Raw genomic sequence first — 16,106 nt, forward strand, 5'->3', positions numbered from 1 at the left:
CTTTAGCGCGAGCAATGGCCGCAGCGACGGCCGATTTCTTATCGTCCGCATCATCACTGGTTGATGCTTCAGTCACTTCACCTTTTTGTGCCTTGCGTTCCCGAGCTTGGCGTTTACGCTCTTCACGCAGTTTAGCCATTTCACTATTATCAGGCTCACTGGCACCACTTTGCGCTGCTTCTGCCTGTTTGGCTTTAGCGCGTGCAATCGCAGCCGCAATAGCCGGTTTTACGCTGTTATCGGTTGGCTCGAGCTGAGCTTTTTGGGCTTTAACCCGTTCAATGGCCGCCGCAATCGCATCGGAGCCACCTTGCTGCTGCATCTCTTTGCGGCGATCTTCCGCCGCTTGCTTGAAGCGATTTTCACGCTCCGCTTTATCCCGCTCCATGCGCGCTTTTTTCTCTTCGAAGCGTGCTTTTGCTCGTTCAGCGGCTTCCGCTTCTAAGCTGCGGGTACGAATTTCTGCTTTGGCTTGGCGATAGTACTGCACCAACGGAATTTCACTCGGGCAGACATAAGCACAAGCGCCGCATTCAATACAGTCTTTTAGATTGAGCTCTTCGCACTTATCAAATTCTTCGGCTTTCGCGTGCCACTGTAACTGCTGTGGTAATAGCGATACCGGACAGGCTTCGGCGCATTGACCGCAGCGGATACACGCCATCTCATTATCACTACTGGTTAACTCATTGCGTGTAGGCGCAAGAATACAGTTAGCGGTTTTAGTGATCGGCACTTGCGCATGGGGCAGAGTGAAGCCCATCATCGGGCCGCCCATGATGAGACGCGGCAGCTTTTTATCGGCTTTGTAGCCAAACTCATTGAGCAGCGCTTGGACAGGCGTGCCGAGCAATGCCCAAACGTTACGTGGTTTACGGAAACAATCACCGGTGAGTGTCACTACACGGCGGATCAGCGGTTCACCATGCACAATCGCGCGCGCAATCGCCTGCAATGAGCCGACATTTTGCACCATCAAACCGATATCGGCAGGAATACCACCTTTCGGAACTTCCAAGTTAGTCAGGATTTTGATGAGTTGTTTCTCACCACCAGACGGGTATTTGGTTGGGATAACGCGGATCACCATCGGTTTGTCTTGCGCGGCTTGTTGCAGCGCTGCAACAGCTTCCGGTTTGTTATCTTCAATCCCGATGATGGTCAGTTTTGGCTTTAGAATGTGTTCAACAATCTCGATCCCCTGAATAATTTCGTGGGCATATTGACGCATTAACACATCATCTGCGGTGATATAAGGCTCACACTCGGCGGCGTTAATGATCAAGATTTCGGTGCGTGATAGCCCAGATTGCAGTTTCTTCGCGGTCGGGAAGCCTGCGCCACCCATACCTGAAATACCTGCCTGACGGATCAGCTCCAACAGTGTTTCAGGGGACAACTGTTGATAATCGGGCTGCGGCTGTAAATCAAACCACTCTTCTTGTTGGTCTGGTGTCAGTACAATACACAGCTCGCTCAAACCGGAAGGGTGAGCGACAGTGCGCGGCTCAATAGCGCTAATGACGCCAGAAGTCGGCGCATGAATCGGCAACATGAAGGTCGACGTATATTGCGTCAGCGGCTGGCCTTTTAAAACGCGATCGCCCACTTTCACCAGTAGATCGCCGGCCTTACCAATGTGCTGCTTGAGCGGTAGTACCAGCTCATTCGGAATGCTCGCATTGATAATCGGCTGACGGTTGGATTGGTGTTTATTTTCAAACGGATGAATGCCGCCGGGGAAGTCCCAAAGCTTACCTGATTTGATTTGTTCGATTAATGACAACATACCCATCCTTAATTCGCACTTTTCTGCGCAGCAGGCGCAGAATCGGTCACATTGACCACAGGGATGGCATTGAGTTGCCACTTCCAGCTCTCTGGCGTGGTTTGTACCGGGATCATTTCAATACAGTCGGTCGGGCAAGGCGCGACGCACAGGTCACAACCCGTGCACTCATTTTTGATCACTGTGTGTACGGCTTTGTTACCGCCCACAATCGCATCGACCGGGCAAGCCTGAATACACTTGGTGCAGCCGATACACATGTCTTCATGGATAAAGGCGACCATTTTGACTTTGTCGTCCAGATCGTGGGCGGAGTCTTGAACTTCGACACCCATCAAATCTGCAAGTTTTTCAATGGTCGCTTGGCCACCCGGAGGGCATTTGTTAATCGCATCACCATTAGCAATGGCTTCGGCGTAAGGGCGACATCCAGGGTAGCCGCATTGGCCACATTGGGTTTGTGGCAGGATAGCATCTATTTGGTCCACGATAGGGTCGGCTTCTACCTTAAAGCGAATCGAAGCAAAGCCGAGAATGGCTCCAAACACGGCGGCCAATGCCGCCAGCGCAATAACAGCGATGACGATGGTACTCATTACAGTTTCACCAATCCGGTAAAGCCCATAAAGGCCAAAGACATTAAGCCTGCGGTGATCATCGCAATGGATGCGCCTTTAAAGGGAGCGGGGACATCGGCAACATGGATTCGCTCACGCATCGAAGCGAACAAGATGAGCACCAGCGAGAAGCCAACCGCAGCGCCAAAGCCATAAATGATCGATTGAATAAAGTTGTGATTTTCGTTGATGTTGAGCAGCGCAACCCCTAACACCGCACAGTTGGTGGTGATGAGTGGCAGGAAAATGCCCAGCAGGCGATAGAGTGTCGGACTAGTTTTGTGCACCACCATTTCGGTGAACTGTACTACGACAGCGATCACCAAAATAAAGCTCATGGTGCGCAGATACTCAATGCCGAGCGGACGTAACACGTAACTTTCCACCAGATAAGCGCACACCGAAGCTAAGGTGAGGACGAACGTCGTCGCCAACCCCATGCCAATGGCGGTCTCTAGTTTTTTTGATACGCCCATAAAAGGACATAAGCCCAAAAACTTCACCAGTACAAAGTTATTGACCAGCACGGTGCCGATTAACAACAAAAGATATTCGGTCATAGTTATATAAATGTTTGCTTCCGATCCCGGCATTATCCTGCTTTGCCAAAGCAATAACAACCAAGGAAAGATAAGGTTTTAGGTAGATGGAGATAAATTATACGCAATAAGTGGCAAATAGGATGCCAATGGCAGGGATTGATAGGAGATCTTGACGGGAATCTTGCAGAGAAAAACATCAATAAAAAAGCCCAGTCGTTACTGACTGGGCTCTAAATTTGGCTCCTCCTGCGGGACTCGAACCTGCGACATACGGATTAACAGTCCGCCGTTCTACCGACTGAACTAAGGAGGAATAGTTTAGGCGCGGATGTTAACGACCCAGCTAGTGGGTGTCAATGATTTTCAATGAAAAAAAGCGCACTTTTTTATGTCGTAAAGGGTTTACTTTTTTGTATCCCTTACCGCTATTGAGCTGTATTCACTTATCCACCAAATTTGTGGATAAGTGTGTTGATGGATCTTGAGTTAATGTTTGAGCGAATAAGTCTTGAGTAAATACTCAGTTTGATTTTGGTGTGGTGTTTTCGTTAAGTATTTATTTTTGTTGGGAATTTCTAGCTTTTCCACAGTGGTAACTCAGCTTAGTAAATCGATGAATTACAGACAAGAAAATGCGTTCAGAAGAAAATCTGGGGAAAACAGGTGGATTATTTTTTGGATCAAGAGTGGCGCTAGGCCGATGTAGGGCTGAGGATGTTAGCAAACCTCTATTGAGGAAGCTAGGAATATTTTCACGAAGATTAAGATCTGCCCCACAGGAACTACGAAATCTGTTTACACCACGTTGTACGTGGCAAAAAGCGAGAGAAGAAGTGCTTGATCATCCGGTCAGCATCCCGCCACAATAGCGCTCAACACAAAAGCGTGACGAGGATGCAATGAGCAAAGCATTTGAATTGGTTTCAGACTATCAACCCGCAGGCGATCAACCGACAGCGATTAAGCAATTGCTGGAGGGGTTGGAAGCGGGCTTGGCTCATCAAACTCTGCTTGGGGTAACGGGTTCAGGTAAAACCTTTACGTTAGCGAATGTGATTGCCACCGCGCAGCGTCCCACCATTATACTTGCGCCTAATAAGACACTGGCGGCTCAATTGTACGGCGAAATGAAAGCCTTTTTTCCCAACAATGCGGTGGAGTATTTCGTTTCTTACTACGACTACTATCAACCAGAAGCCTATGTGCCGACCACGGATACTTTTATTGAAAAAGACGCGTCCGTGAACGCTCATATTGAACAGATGCGCTTATCGGCCACTAAAGCCTTGCTTGAGCGCAAAGATGCGGTGATTGTCGCTTCAGTTTCTGCCATCTACGGTCTGGGCGATCCGGACTCTTATCTAAAAATGATGCTCCATTTACGTCGTGGTGATGTGATTAACCAACGCGACATGTTGCGTCGTTTGGCGGAGCTGCAATATTCACGCAATGATATGGCATTTGAGCGCGGTCAGTTCCGGGTACGCGGAGAAGTGATTGATATTTTCCCTGCCGAATCGGATCAAGAAGCTGTTCGAGTGGAAATGTTTGATGATGAAATCGAATGCATCAGTTTATTTGATCCGCTGACCGGCGTGATTACGTCACGCGATTTAGCTCGCTTTACGATTTACCCCAAAACTCACTATGTCACCCCACGCGAGCGCATTCTTGAGGCGATAGAGCAGATTAAGAGCGAGTTGCAGGTCCGCCGCCAATATTTGCTGGATAACAATAAATTGCTGGAAGAGCAGCGGATTGCTCAGCGAACTCAGTTTGATATTGAGATGATGAACGAATTGGGATTCTGCTCAGGGATCGAAAACTACTCACGTTACCTAAGTGGTCGTGCAGAAGGCGAGCCGCCTCCAACGCTCTTTGATTACTTGCCTCACGATGGCTTGCTGATCATCGATGAATCACACGTCACCGTGCCGCAAATTGGCGCGATGTTTAAAGGCGATCGTTCGCGAAAAGAAACGCTGGTGGAGTTCGGTTTTCGCCTGCCGTCAGCCTTGGATAACCGCCCACTTAAGTTTGATGAATTTGAAGCATTAGCACCGCAAACCATCTTTGTGTCAGCAACACCGAGTGAATATGAGCTCACTAAATCGGGTGGTGAAGTGGCGGAGCAGGTGGTTCGTCCAACCGGTTTGTTAGACCCGATTATTGAAGTACGTCCGGTCGCCACTCAGGTGGATGATCTGCTTTCTGAAGCGCGCATTCGCGCGGCCAATGATGAGCGGATTTTGGTGACTACCTTAACCAAACGCATGGCCGAGGATTTAACCGAATATCTGCATGAGCATGGTGTGAAAGTTCGCTATTTACACTCGGACATTGATACCGTCGAACGGGTAGAAATTATTCGTGATTTACGATTAGGCATATTTGATGTGTTGGTGGGGATCAACTTGCTACGTGAAGGTCTGGACATGCCAGAGGTCGCTTTAGTGGCGATTTTGGATGCTGATAAAGAAGGTTTTTTGCGTTCCGAGCGTTCACTCATTCAGACCATGGGTCGTGCAGCACGTAACGTGAATGGTAAAGCAATTTTGTATGCCGACTCGATCACCAAATCCATGCGTAAAGCGATCGATGAAACCGAGCGTCGCCGTGAGAAGCAGCTGGCTTATAATGAGCAGCGCGGTATCACGCCGCAGCCTTTAAAACGCAGCGTTAAAGACATCATGGAGCTGGGCGATATTGCGAAATCGCGTAAACAGAAGAACAGCAAAGTGGTGCCATTGGCGAAAGTGGCTGAAGAATCGGCGGCTTACCAAGTGTTGACCCCTCAGCAGCTTGAAAAAGAGATCAGTAAATTAGAAGCCGCAATGTATCAGCATGCACAGAACTTAGAGTTTGAGTTGGCCGCGCAAAAACGTGATGAAATTCATCAGTTGCGTCAGCAGTTTATCGCCAATAGTTAGCCTTGCTTTCATTTTTGAGGAAGCTGCGCGATAACACGACAGTGTTCGCCAATCATAGGTATCTTTATGTGAATTAGGGATAAATCAGGCGCCACTGAGCAAGTGTTTAGGAAGAGAAAAACACCGATTTCAAACACGCAGATAAAAAAATAGCCAATAGAATGAGTCTATTGGCTGTTATTTGTGAACATTGATTATTCACTAACAACGTCAGTTGGCTAGGTGACCCTTGCGGGTCAGTAGTAATCAAGCACATATCGTGCCAACTCAAATCGGTCTAGATGTGTGATGTTTGGCATCATTTATCAAGAAATCCCAATTCAAATTTGCAAAATGCAATTCCAAATGCAATTATTACAGCAAAATGCAAAATAATATGGCTAGGCTATGCAACATAATCAATCTTTGCAGAAAACAAAATATGTCCTCATGGTAGAAGACACGGCATCGGTGGCGGCGCTGTATCGTTCTTACCTCACACCGCTGGATATTGATATCAATATCGTGGGTACCGGACGCGATGCCATCGAGAGTATTGGCCGTCGCGAGCCTGACTTAATCCTGCTGGATTTACGTTTGCCAGATATGACTGGGATGGACGTACTCTATGCAGTGAAAGAGAAATCACCGGATGTGCCTATCGTGTTTATGACCGCTCATGGTTCGATTGATACGGCGGTTGAAGCCATGCGTCATGGTGCGCAAGACTTTTTGATCAAGCCGTGTGAAGCGGACCGACTGCGGGTCACAGTGAATAATGCGATTCGCAAAGCCTCGAAACTCAAAAACGATGTTGATAATAAAAATCAAAACTATCAAGGCTTTATTGGTAGCAGTCAAACCATGCAGGCGGTGTACCGCACCATTGACTCTGCGGCGAGCAGCAAAGCCAGTATTTTTATTACCGGCGAAAGTGGTACCGGTAAAGAAGTGTGCGCGGAAGCGATTCATGCCGCGAGCAAGCGTGGAGATAAACCATTTATCGCCATCAACTGTGCGGCCATTCCGAAAGATCTGATTGAAAGTGAGTTGTTTGGTCACGTTAAAGGGGCTTTTACTGGGGCGGCGACTGAGCGTCAAGGCGCGGCAGAAGCGGCTGATGGGGGAACCCTCTTTTTGGATGAATTGTGCGAAATGGATCTGGATCTGCAGACCAAACTGCTGCGCTTCATCCAGACAGGGACATTCCAAAAAGTCGGCTCTTCCAAAATGAAAAGCGTGGATGTGCGTTTTGTGTGTGCAACGAACCGCGATCCGTGGAAGGAAGTGCAAGAAGGACGTTTTCGTGAAGATCTGTACTACCGCTTGTATGTGATCCCGCTGCATTTACCGCCATTGCGCGCGCGTGGTGATGATGTGATCGAGATTGCTTATTCACTGCTTGGCTTTATGTCCAAGGAAGAGGGCAAAGATTTTGTCCGTTTGTCGGCTGAAGTGGTGGAGCGTTTTCGTCAATACGAGTGGCCGGGCAACGTGCGTCAATTGCAAAACGTTTTGCGCAACGTGGTTGTGCTCAATGAAGGTCGTGAAATCACCCTAGATATGCTGCCTCCTCCTCTTAATCAAATGTCCGCGCCGATCAATCGGGCTTTACCGCTTGCGCATGAGAATAAAGTATCCGTGCATGAGATTTTTCCGCTGTGGATGACCGAAAAACAAGCCATTGAACAAGCCATCGAAGCGTGTGATGGTAACATTCCTCGCGCCGCGACCTATCTGGATGTCAGCCCGTCAACCATCTATCGCAAGCTGCAAACTTGGAATGAAAAAGTGAAAGAAAAAGAGAAGGAACGGTAAGCGATGAGAGAATGGATCAACCAAAGCAAAATCGACTTACTGGCGAAGGAGATCGGTGAAGAAAACGTGCCGATCTTGGTCAACATTTTTCTTGGTGAACTCAATGATTACCAAAGTAAGTTAGTCAGTGATACGGTCGCGGACAAACTCGGGTATCTCAAGGAAATCAGCCATGCGCTGAAAAGCAGTGCGGCCAGTTTTGGGGCTGATCGCTTGTGCGCCAAAGCGGTGGAGTTAGATAGTCGCGCCAAATCTGGCGAGATGATGGACATCTCGCTAGAGGTGGAACACATGCTTGAGTTACTGAAGCAGACGCATCAATGCTACTCCGATTTAGTTCATTAACTGCTCTTCGATAGCTTGTCTCAGCTTCTGCCGATCATGACGCCAGTCGCGGTTGGCGGAAGCCAAATCTCGGGTAACAAAATTCCAACGCTGTTCTAACTCTGGATGAGGGTGATGGCCCAATACCACATCAATTTTGCGCCCTTGGCAGGCGCGTTCACACCATTCCAATTTTTGCTCTAAGCTCATTCGTCCTGCAGGTCCATATTCTGGCGATAGGTTCTCGACAAAAATGACTTTCGCAGTTTGATTACGAGCAATCGCCTTGCCCAATTCTGGCAGCAGAAGAGGAGGCATGACGCTGGTTAAAAAGCTTCCGGGGCCCAGAATCACGCAGTCTGCGTCTTGAATGGCGGTTACCGCTTCTTTGGTGGCCGGGACTTCAGGCGCAAGGTCAAGTCTTCGCAAATCTTGAGTCATCTCATCGACGCTGGTTTCACCGGTGACCCATTTGCCATCCATAGCGAGGGCTGCCAGATCGGATGGATGTTCAGACATCGGTAGGATATTGACATCGACTTTGAGCATGTTGCGAATAAGATTGATCGCATCCAATGGGCGCACCGAAAGGTTATCTAATGCGGTGAGCATTAGGTTGCCCAAGTTGTGGCCGTTGAGCTCCCCTGCGCCTTTAAAGCGGTATTCAAACATCATTGAACTGATCGACGGCTCGGTAATCAACTGGTTGATGCAGTTACGGGTATCTCCCCAAGCAATCCCACCTTGGCAGTGACGAATGCGTCCTGTCGAGCCGCCGTTGTCTGTGGTGGTGACTATGCCTGTGGCATTGGAACCAAACACTTTGAGCGCTGCCAGCATTCGCCCAAGACCGTGGCCGCCGCCAATCGCAACCACTTTTTTGTTTTCGTATAGAGACATAAGTTTTTTCTTATTTTTTCATAACTCGCAGCAATTTAGCGAACTTGGTTCATAATGAGTACCCATTTAGGGCTAATTTCTGCGAGGTAACCATTTTTTTCTGGTTAAGGCTAGAATCACGTACAATTATTAAGTATTTTACCAGCAGCCTGGGCTAAAGAGATGGCAACATCATAGTGCTTGGCCTTAACTCCGAGCTTATCGCGCTAAGTTTAAACCTTTAAATATGCGTTGTAAGCCAGTGACCGCTTGTCACAAGGGCAGAATTGGAAATGATTTTGCCTCCCGTATTTGGAAAGGTGTTCTGTGGCGCAACAATTCGAAGACAGATTTCAGCGTAAATTTTACTATTTACGTCTATCCATAACCGACGTTTGTAATTTCAAATGTACGTATTGCTTACCTGATGGTTACAAGCCATCAGCGGATCGCCCTGCCTCTTTTCTGACGGTGAATGAGATTCGCCGAGTGGTGAGTGCGTTTGCCCATTGTGGCACTTCCAAGGTCAGAATTACCGGCGGTGAACCTTCACTGCGCAAAGATTTTGGCGAGATTATTCATGCCATAGCGCAAACTCCCGGCATTCAAAAAGTGGCGACGACCACCAATGGCTACCGTTTAGCCAAACATATTGGTGAGTGGCGCGAAGCGGGGTTGACTCAACTGAATGTCAGCGTAGATAGCTTAGATCCACGTATGTTTGCGCAAATCACCGGTGAAAACCGCTTTCAGCAAGTGATGTCCGGCATTGATCGCGCCTTTGAAGTTGGATTCGAGCAAGTCAAAGTCAACGTGGTACTGATGAAAAATCTTAACCACCTTGAACTGCCCAAATTTATGGCGTGGATTAAAACTCGCCCCATCCAACTGCGTTTTATTGAGTTGATGCAAACCGGAGAAATGGACGCGCTGTTTGCTCGCCATCATGTTTCTGGCATTTCGATCCGCGACTATCTCTTCGGTAACGGCTGGTTACTCAAAGCCAGAGCCGATAACGATGGCCCTGCACAGGTGTTTATCCACCCGGATTTCCAAGGCGAGATTGGCCTTATCATGCCTTATGAGAAAGATTTTTGTCGCAGCTGTAACCGCCTTCGGGTGTCAGCACTCGGCAAACTGCATCTGTGCTTATTTGGCGAACAAGGCATCGAGCTACGCGATCTTTTGCAAGACGATCACCAAGAAAACGCATTGATTGAACGAATTCAAACTCAGTTGCAAAACAAGGCGGAAACCCACTTCCTGCATGATGGAAATTCGGGTGTGACGCCGCATTTAGCCTCGATTGGCGGCTGAGTTTCTACCGATAATCTGACCTCACCATTGAGGTTTAACCATTTTGAAAAGGTGAACAAATGGGTCACGCAGAAAGCAAATTTCAAGCAGCAAACATCGCCGTTTTAACCGTGTCAGATACGCGCACGGAAGAAAACGATACCTCAGGCCGTTACTTGGCAGAGCAGCTTCAAGAAGCAGGCCATACACTGGCAGATAAACAGATCGTGATTGACGATATGTACAAAATCCGTGCGGTGGTTTCACAGTGGATTGCGGATGAAACCATCCAAGCGATTCTGATCACCGGTGGCACTGGGTTTACGTCACGTGACAGCACACCTGAAGCACTTAAGCCTCTGTTTGATAAAGAAGTGGAAGGTTTTGGCGAGCTGTTTCGCATGGTTTCTTTTGAAGAGATTGGCACCTCGACCATTCAATCGCGCGCGGTTGCGGGCTTTGCGAACCACACGGTGATTTTTGCTATGCCGGGCTCGACTGGCGCATGCCGCACCGGTTGGACAAAAATCATTAAACAGCAATTGGATGCTTCCCATCGCCCATGTAACTTTATGCCGCACCTAACGGTATAGGGGAGGTTTGATGAGCCAACTCACTCACATTAATGCTTCGGGTGAAGCCAATATGGTGGATGTGTCGAATAAAGCCGATACCGTCCGTGAAGCTCGTGCCGAGGCCTATGTGCGCATGGCACCCGAAACGCTGCAACTCATCCTCTCTGGCCAGCACCATAAAGGGGATGTGTTTGCCACGGCGCGAATTGCGGGCATTCAAGCCGCGAAACGTACGTGGGAGCTTATTCCGCTCTGTCACCCGTTGCTGCTTTCCAAGGTGGAAGTACAGCTTGAAGCCTTGCCAGAACAAAACTGTGTGCGCATTGAATCGCTGTGTAAACTCAGTGGTAAAACCGGGGTGGAAATGGAAGCGCTGACGGCGGCATCGGTGGCGGCACTGACCATTTACGACATGTGCAAAGCGGTCCAGAAAGACATCGTGATTGAGAACGTGCGATTGCTTGAAAAATCGGGCGGAAAATCAGGACACTTTAAGGTGGATGCATGATTAAGGTGCTGTTTTTTGCCCAAACTCGAGAGTTGGTGGAGTGCGATAGTCTGGTGGTTGACCACGCTTTTGCAACGGTAGATGCTTTGCGCCAACATTTAGCGCAGCAGCCGGGTAAGTGGGATATGGCACTTGAACCGGGTAAGCTATTGGCGGCCGTTAATCAATCGATTGTGCCATTCGATACAGAGTTAAACGATGGCGATGAAGTGGCCTTTTTCCCACCAGTGACCGGAGGCTAGTATGGACCATCGCGTGTCGGTGCAGAAGGAAGATTTCTCTGTTGCTCAAGAATATGAAGCGTTAGCGCAAGGGACTCAAGCGGGCGCTGTGGTGACTTTTGTCGGCAAAGTGCGAGATATGAACTTGGGCGATAATGTGGTGGGATTACACCTTGAACACTATCCGGGCATGACGGAAAAATCCTTGCTGGAGATTTGCGATATGGCTCAGGAGCGTTGGCCTCTACAACGCGTTCGCGTTATTCATCGCATCGGCGATATGCTCAGCGGCGATCAAATCGTGTTGGTTGGTGTCAGCAGTGCGCACCGCAATGCTGCGTTTGCAGCGTGCGAGTTCATCATGGATTACTTGAAAACCCGCGCGCCATTTTGGAAAAAAGAGCTGACGACCGAAGCGAGTCGCTGGATTGATTCACGCGACAGCGATCATCAAGCCGCGCAGCGCTGGGAATAAGGGGAGTAACAAGGCTATTCATGCCAAGTGGTACTACTAAACATATGAATGGTGCCACGTTGCTCATGTTTGGCATGAAACAGCGCTTTATCAGCCACTAACACAAGCTTTTCCGCGGTCATTTCTTTCTCTATTTGATCACAGTGGCGAATACCTATGGTAATCGTCACATGATCCGCCACTCGAGAACTCAGGTGTGGGATGTTCAGCTCATGAATCATCGCCATCAGTTTTTCGGCTCGTTGCTGGCTCTGCTTTGCATCGACTCTGGTCATAAAAATCAAAAATTCATCCCCGCCGTAGCGAAAGCAGAGATCGAGATTCGATTTCCATTGACGCAGCGTTTGGCTGACCTTGCGCAGGACATCATCGCCTTGAATATGGCCATATCCGTCGTTGTACTCTTTGAAACAGTCAATATCGATCATCAATAATGCGCTGCTGACCCGATCGAGTCGGGCGATGTCCAGTGCTTGCGGCAGCAACGAATCCATTGCGTAACGGTTGTACACTTGGGTTAGATGATCCATATGAGTCAGGTGCTCAAGTTCCAACTGATGCTGCGCGAGTTTTTCAACCGTGTGCTTGTAGTCTGAGATATTACGTACAGTCCATAACACCATGTCTGTGTTGGGAAGAGGGATGACTAATGCGGAGAAATACTGCTTTTGGCTTGGCCCAGGGACATTGTCAAAACAGGGCAACTGGGTTGGATCAATTTCATATTCCAACTCTTTGGCACAGCCTTGCTCGATCGCTTGTTGGATGACGTCAGTAAACCAAGCAGCCTGTGCTGCTGGTAACACATCATACTGGTTTAAACCGACCAGATAAGAGGGGTTGTGATGACGCTCACTGTCCGTACCTCCCCATGCTTCGATATACACCCCTTGCTTATTGATGAGAAAAGTGGGCTCAGGCAGTGATTGAAAAATAAACTGCAGAATTTCAGGATTGGCAATAATCGTCGAGGAAAAAATAGAAGTCACCGACCTGATTCCTAATGAGTGATCGCTTATTACTCTATTTATAGATGATCTTACTCAGAACGGATACGGGTAGGCCGTCACATTCATTCTCAAAAGCTCATGTTCATAAAAAGGATGAATTTTTGGAAATTGTGTGGTGCAACCACAAAATGAAACAGGATAAATGGCTCATTTTGAACAACACTTAACTCAATCAGCGTGAGATGGGTTTAATAAAGGAGAACAGGATGGACTCACTGAAAGTCAGCGATTATATGACCCTACAAGCGGTAACGTTCAGTCCAGATATGTCGCTCAGTGCCGCGCTCGAAAAAGTGGTGCGTTCAGACAACATGGGCGGCCCTGTGATTGATGCGCAGCGGCATGTGATTGGCTTTTTATCCGAACAGGATTTGTTGGATAAGCTGGTGCATGCCAGTTATCACTGCCAAGATGCCCATTTGGTGAGTGATTGTATGCACAAAGAGGTGCTCTCGGTTGCGCCAGAGACCTCCATTATTGAGCTTGCGGCGATGATGAAGGTCGGAAAACCGAAAATGTATCCTGTGGTGAGTGATGGCAAATTGGTCGGTGTGATCACGCGGCGTGATGTGCTACGAGCCTTGAGCAAAACCTTAACCAACTGTTTTCAACATCCGGTTTAATGTGACCGATGAGCATGTCCAACTTTTTATGCTTTTGTGCTTGAATCCGCTTGACCTTGAAGTTGACTCCAAGGTGTAAGCTGATCACAGCACACAAAAAGGAGATGGAAATATGTGTACTAAACACCATGCTTGTCGTTCAAAATCGTTAACTCAACCTATGCACCGCCACCAAACGAGCTGTGACGGAAGCCCCAAAATTGTCGCCATTCGTGCGGCAGGCGTAAGCGCTTCTTGTGACGGCGATAGTTGCTGTACCAGTGAGGGTGGTGGCGGTGCGACGTTGGAAGAAGACCCCGAGCGACGTCACGAACCACGTTCATCACACTATCAGCAGAGTTGGTATATCGCAGGAATGGATTGCCCTTCTTGCGCACAAAAAATTGAAAAAGCCGTTAAGCAGTTGGGTGATGTCACTCAAGTGCAGGTAATGTTCGCTACTCAGAAATTGGTGGTTGGCTTTAATCAACCCTCAACCGCGCCGCTTATCGAACAAGCGGTACGCGACAGCGGTTTTAGCCTAAACCCAGCCGCCAGTTCAGCGGCAACACTATCCCAATCCAAGCCGCCCTTCTGGCAGAGTGAAAACGCACGAATTCTCGGTATCGCTGCGCTGATGGCAGTAGGTGCCTTAGTCAACTCTAGCGAGATTAGCCGCTGGATTTATACGCTGACTTGTCTATTGGGGCTGTTCCCTATCCTTCAACAAGCTTGGCGTCTCACCAAATCGGGTTCTCCTTTCTCGATTGAAACCTTAATGTCGGTTGCCGCAATTGGCGCGCTTTATTTGGGGGAAACCTTAGAAGCCGCCATGGTATTACTGCTGTTTTTGATTGGTGAGCGCTTGGAGGCTTATGCCGCTTCTCGGGCACGTACGGGCGTACAAGCCTTGATGGCGCTGGTGCCAGAAACGGCGATTCGTATAGAACATGGAGATCGTGTCACCGTTCCTGCCGCGCAGTTGCAACCGGGCGATGTCATTGAAGTGGCTCCCGGAGGTCGTTTACCTGCGGATGGGCGCTTACTTGCCGCCGCCAGTCTGGATAACAGTGCGTTAACGGGCGAATCCTTACCTGTCGAATTAACGGCAGGGGAGCGGGTTTCTGCAGGTTGTGTAGTCGTGGATAAGGTGGTGCAGATTGAAATCACCTCGAAACAAGGTGAAAACGCCATCGACCGCATTTTGCATATGATTGAAGAGGCGGAATCGCGCAAAGCACCCCTGGAGCGTTTTTTAGATAAATTCAGTCGTTGGTATACCCCGCTGATGATGCTGGTCGCGCTCGCCGTGATTGTGGTCCCGCCATTAGCGTTTGGTGCCGATTGGCAGACTTGGATTTACCGTGGCCTTGCTTTGCTGCTCATCGCTTGTCCTTGTGCGCTAGTGATCTCCACACCTGCGGCGATCACTTCGGGTTTGGCGGCGGCGGCGCGTCGTGGGGCTTTAATTAAAGGTGGTGCGGCATTAGAGCAATTGGGAAAAATCGAGACCATTGCCTTTGATAAGACAGGTACTTTGACTGAAGGTAAACCGCAAGTCACAGACCTTATCCCGCTGCAAGGTTGGGATAGCACGACCTTATTAGCTCGGGCTGCTGCGATTGAGATGGGATCACATCATCCCCTAGCGACCTCGCTGGTGGCAAAAGCGCAGGCGGAGCAACTTACCATCCCACAAGCGCAAGAGCGTACCGCCTTGGTTGGGCGAGGCATTAGCGGCCAGATTGATGGTGTACAGTATCGTCTGCTTGCGCCAAATCGGGTCGAAACCAAATTGTCCGACGTGGTGAAACAGCATGTCGAAATGCTTGAAGCTGAAAGTAAAACCGTAGTCGTGATGCTGGCAAGTGACGCGGTGGTTGGTGTGATTGCTTGGCAAGACACGATGCGCAGTGATGCACGTCAAGCGGTCGCCGCCTTACATCAACTCGGGATTAACGCCTTGATGCTGACGGGAGACAACGAACGCAGCGCGGCCGCAATGAGCCAGCAACTGAATATGGATTTTCGGGCAGGTTTATTGCCGCAAGATAAAGTCGGCTACATTCAGCAGTTGGCGCAACATCAACGTGTCGCCATGGTGGGCGATGGCATTAACGATGCCCCAGCCATGAAAGAGGCGAGTATTGGTATCGCAATGGGCGGCGGCACCGACGTCGCGCTAGAAACCGCCGATGCAGCACTGACTCACAATCGCTTGATTGAGTTGGCGGGGATGATTGAGCTGTCTCGTGCTACGTTGGCCATCATTCGCCAAAACGTGGTCTTAGCCTTGGGACTTAAGGCGGTGTTCTTAGTCACCAGTTTACTTGGCATCACCGGATTATGGATGGCGGTGTTGGCCGACAGCGGTGCAACCGCACTGGTCACGCTCAATGCACTGCGTCTGCTTAAATTCCGCTCTTCGACTTCGGAATAAGGTCGTTTAACTAGGAGGTTCGCCTCCTAGTTTTTCCGTATGTGGTTCAAGTCTCAACGACTATACCAAAACTACTTGGAGTTGCAGGTAGACGGCAAGAG

15 protein-coding genes, 1 tRNA gene and 1 riboswitch are annotated in these 16,106 nt (G+C 49.1%); of the genes, 10 read left to right on the plus strand and 6 right to left on the minus strand.

The window, feature by feature from the left end:
- From rsxC to GOU96_RS13790, 4 genes are all read right to left on the minus strand, one after another.
- A partial coding sequence (gene rsxC / locus GOU96_RS13775; RefSeq protein ID WP_324701981.1) for an electron transport complex subunit RsxC occupies positions 1–1,789 on the minus strand: 1,789 nt, incomplete at its 3' end.
- A gap of 8 nt (positions 1,790–1,797) precedes the next feature.
- Positions 1,798–2,385: an electron transport complex subunit RsxB gene (rsxB, locus tag GOU96_RS13780; RefSeq protein WP_000104485.1), complete on the minus strand. Its 588-nt coding sequence runs from the start codon at positions 2,383–2,385 to the stop codon at positions 1,798–1,800.
- A complete protein-coding gene (gene rsxA / locus GOU96_RS13785) occupies positions 2,385–2,966 on the minus strand; it encodes an electron transport complex subunit RsxA (RefSeq protein ID WP_000141550.1) in 582 nt (193 codons plus the stop codon). The genes rsxB and rsxA overlap by 1 nt, the downstream gene beginning before the upstream one ends.
- 219 nt (positions 2,967–3,185) lie before the next feature.
- Positions 3,186–3,261 (minus strand) — tRNA-Asn (locus GOU96_RS13790).
- Positions 3,262–3,847: 586 nt separating this feature from the next.
- On the opposite strand from GOU96_RS13790, the gene uvrB reads away from it, so the two are divergent.
- The 3 genes from uvrB to luxU all read left to right on the plus strand — a co-directional run bounded on the left by uvrB (position 3,848) and on the right by luxU (position 8,020).
- On the plus strand, positions 3,848–5,878 hold the full coding sequence (gene uvrB, locus GOU96_RS13795; RefSeq protein ID WP_258501627.1) for an excinuclease ABC subunit UvrB: 2,031 nt from the start codon (positions 3,848–3,850) through the stop codon (positions 5,876–5,878).
- A gap of 429 nt (positions 5,879–6,307) precedes the next feature.
- Positions 6,308–7,675, plus strand: coding sequence for a quorum-sensing sigma-54 dependent transcriptional regulator LuxO (gene luxO, locus GOU96_RS13800; protein WP_001888250.1), 1,368 nt, complete (start codon positions 6,308–6,310; stop codon positions 7,673–7,675).
- 3 nt (positions 7,676–7,678) lie between these two features.
- Positions 7,679–8,020: a quorum-sensing phosphorelay protein LuxU gene (gene luxU / locus GOU96_RS13805; protein ID WP_001209531.1), complete on the plus strand. Its 342-nt coding sequence runs from the start codon at positions 7,679–7,681 to the stop codon at positions 8,018–8,020.
- On the opposite strand, the gene GOU96_RS13810 is transcribed toward luxU, so the two are convergent.
- Positions 8,009–8,899 carry a YvcK family protein gene (locus GOU96_RS13810; RefSeq protein WP_000061070.1) on the minus strand — a complete coding sequence of 297 codons (891 nt, stop codon included), beginning with the start codon at positions 8,897–8,899 and terminating at the stop codon, positions 8,009–8,011. The two genes, luxU and GOU96_RS13810, sit on opposite strands and share 12 nt — an antisense overlap.
- Before the next feature lie 178 nt (positions 8,900–9,077).
- Positions 9,078–9,217: riboswitch (molybdenum cofactor riboswitch) on the plus strand.
- Between GOU96_RS13810 and moaA the strand changes: the two genes are divergently transcribed.
- The 5 genes from moaA (at position 9,206) to moaE (ending at position 11,953) form a co-directional block, all read left to right on the plus strand.
- Positions 9,206–10,195 carry a GTP 3',8-cyclase MoaA gene (gene moaA / locus GOU96_RS13815; protein ID WP_069647987.1) on the plus strand — a complete coding sequence of 330 codons (990 nt, stop codon included), beginning with the start codon at positions 9,206–9,208 and terminating at the stop codon, positions 10,193–10,195. It overlaps the preceding riboswitch by 12 nt.
- 59 nt (positions 10,196–10,254) lie before the next feature.
- On the plus strand, positions 10,255–10,767 hold the full coding sequence (moaB, locus tag GOU96_RS13820; RefSeq protein ID WP_000509705.1) for a molybdenum cofactor biosynthesis protein B: 513 nt from the start codon (positions 10,255–10,257) through the stop codon (positions 10,765–10,767).
- 10 nt (positions 10,768–10,777) lie between these two features.
- Positions 10,778–11,257, plus strand: coding sequence for a cyclic pyranopterin monophosphate synthase MoaC (moaC, locus tag GOU96_RS13825; protein ID WP_032472887.1), 480 nt, complete (start codon positions 10,778–10,780; stop codon positions 11,255–11,257).
- The gene (gene moaD, locus GOU96_RS13830) at positions 11,254–11,499 is read left to right on the plus strand and encodes a molybdopterin synthase sulfur carrier subunit (protein ID WP_069647881.1); all 246 of its coding nucleotides are present in this window, start codon (positions 11,254–11,256) and stop codon (positions 11,497–11,499) included. The genes moaC and moaD overlap by 4 nt, the downstream gene beginning before the upstream one ends.
- 1 nt (position 11,500) lies before the next feature.
- A complete protein-coding gene (moaE, locus tag GOU96_RS13835) occupies positions 11,501–11,953 on the plus strand; it encodes a molybdopterin synthase catalytic subunit MoaE (protein ID WP_001914666.1) in 453 nt (150 codons plus the stop codon).
- A 14-nt stretch (positions 11,954–11,967) separates the two neighbouring features.
- Here moaE and GOU96_RS13840 read toward each other — a convergent pair whose 3' ends face one another.
- Positions 11,968–12,942: a GGDEF domain-containing protein gene (locus GOU96_RS13840; RefSeq protein ID WP_000200627.1), complete on the minus strand. Its 975-nt coding sequence runs from the start codon at positions 12,940–12,942 to the stop codon at positions 11,968–11,970.
- A 227-nt stretch (positions 12,943–13,169) separates the two neighbouring features.
- Between GOU96_RS13840 and GOU96_RS13845 the strand changes: the two genes are divergently transcribed.
- Both GOU96_RS13845 and GOU96_RS13850 read left to right on the plus strand, forming a co-directional pair.
- The gene (locus tag GOU96_RS13845; RefSeq protein WP_000377741.1) at positions 13,170–13,586 is read left to right on the plus strand and encodes a CBS domain-containing protein; all 417 of its coding nucleotides are present in this window, start codon (positions 13,170–13,172) and stop codon (positions 13,584–13,586) included.
- Positions 13,587–13,698: 112 nt separating this feature from the next.
- Positions 13,699–16,005 carry a zinc/cadmium/mercury/lead-transporting ATPase gene (locus GOU96_RS13850; protein WP_267782828.1) on the plus strand — a complete coding sequence of 769 codons (2,307 nt, stop codon included), beginning with the start codon at positions 13,699–13,701 and terminating at the stop codon, positions 16,003–16,005.
- The last annotated feature ends 101 nt before the right edge of the window (positions 16,006–16,106 follow it).

This window comes from Vibrio sp. R-1 (assembly GCF_035615595.1).
Classification (GTDB): domain Bacteria; phylum Pseudomonadota; class Gammaproteobacteria; order Enterobacterales; family Vibrionaceae; genus Vibrio; species Vibrio cholerae.

What these genes read in the sequence shown, in the direction of transcription:
- luxO (WP_001888250.1), top strand. Translation starts at nt 6,308, where the DNA reads ATGGTAGAAGACACGGCATCGGTGGCGGCGCTGTATCGTTCTTACCTC.
- uvrB (WP_258501627.1), top strand. Translation starts at nt 3,848, where the DNA reads ATGAGCAAAGCATTTGAATTGGTTTCAGACTATCAACCCGCAGGCGAT.
- luxU (WP_001209531.1), top strand. Translation starts at nt 7,679, where the DNA reads ATGAGAGAATGGATCAACCAAAGCAAAATCGACTTACTGGCGAAGGAG.
- GOU96_RS13845 (WP_000377741.1), top strand. Translation starts at nt 13,170, where the DNA reads ATGGACTCACTGAAAGTCAGCGATTATATGACCCTACAAGCGGTAACG.
- moaB (WP_000509705.1), top strand. Translation starts at nt 10,255, where the DNA reads ATGGGTCACGCAGAAAGCAAATTTCAAGCAGCAAACATCGCCGTTTTA.
- rsxA (WP_000141550.1), bottom strand. Translation starts at nt 2,966, where the DNA reads ATGACCGAATATCTTTTGTTGTTAATCGGCACCGTGCTGGTCAATAAC.
- moaD (WP_069647881.1), top strand. Translation starts at nt 11,254, where the DNA reads ATGATTAAGGTGCTGTTTTTTGCCCAAACTCGAGAGTTGGTGGAGTGC.
- rsxB (WP_000104485.1), bottom strand. Translation starts at nt 2,385, where the DNA reads ATGAGTACCATCGTCATCGCTGTTATTGCGCTGGCGGCATTGGCCGCC.
- moaC (WP_032472887.1), top strand. Translation starts at nt 10,778, where the DNA reads ATGAGCCAACTCACTCACATTAATGCTTCGGGTGAAGCCAATATGGTG.
- GOU96_RS13850 (WP_267782828.1), top strand. Translation starts at nt 13,699, where the DNA reads ATGTGTACTAAACACCATGCTTGTCGTTCAAAATCGTTAACTCAACCT.
- GOU96_RS13810 (WP_000061070.1), bottom strand. Translation starts at nt 8,899, where the DNA reads ATGTCTCTATACGAAAACAAAAAAGTGGTTGCGATTGGCGGCGGCCAC.
- moaE (WP_001914666.1), top strand. Translation starts at nt 11,501, where the DNA reads ATGGACCATCGCGTGTCGGTGCAGAAGGAAGATTTCTCTGTTGCTCAA.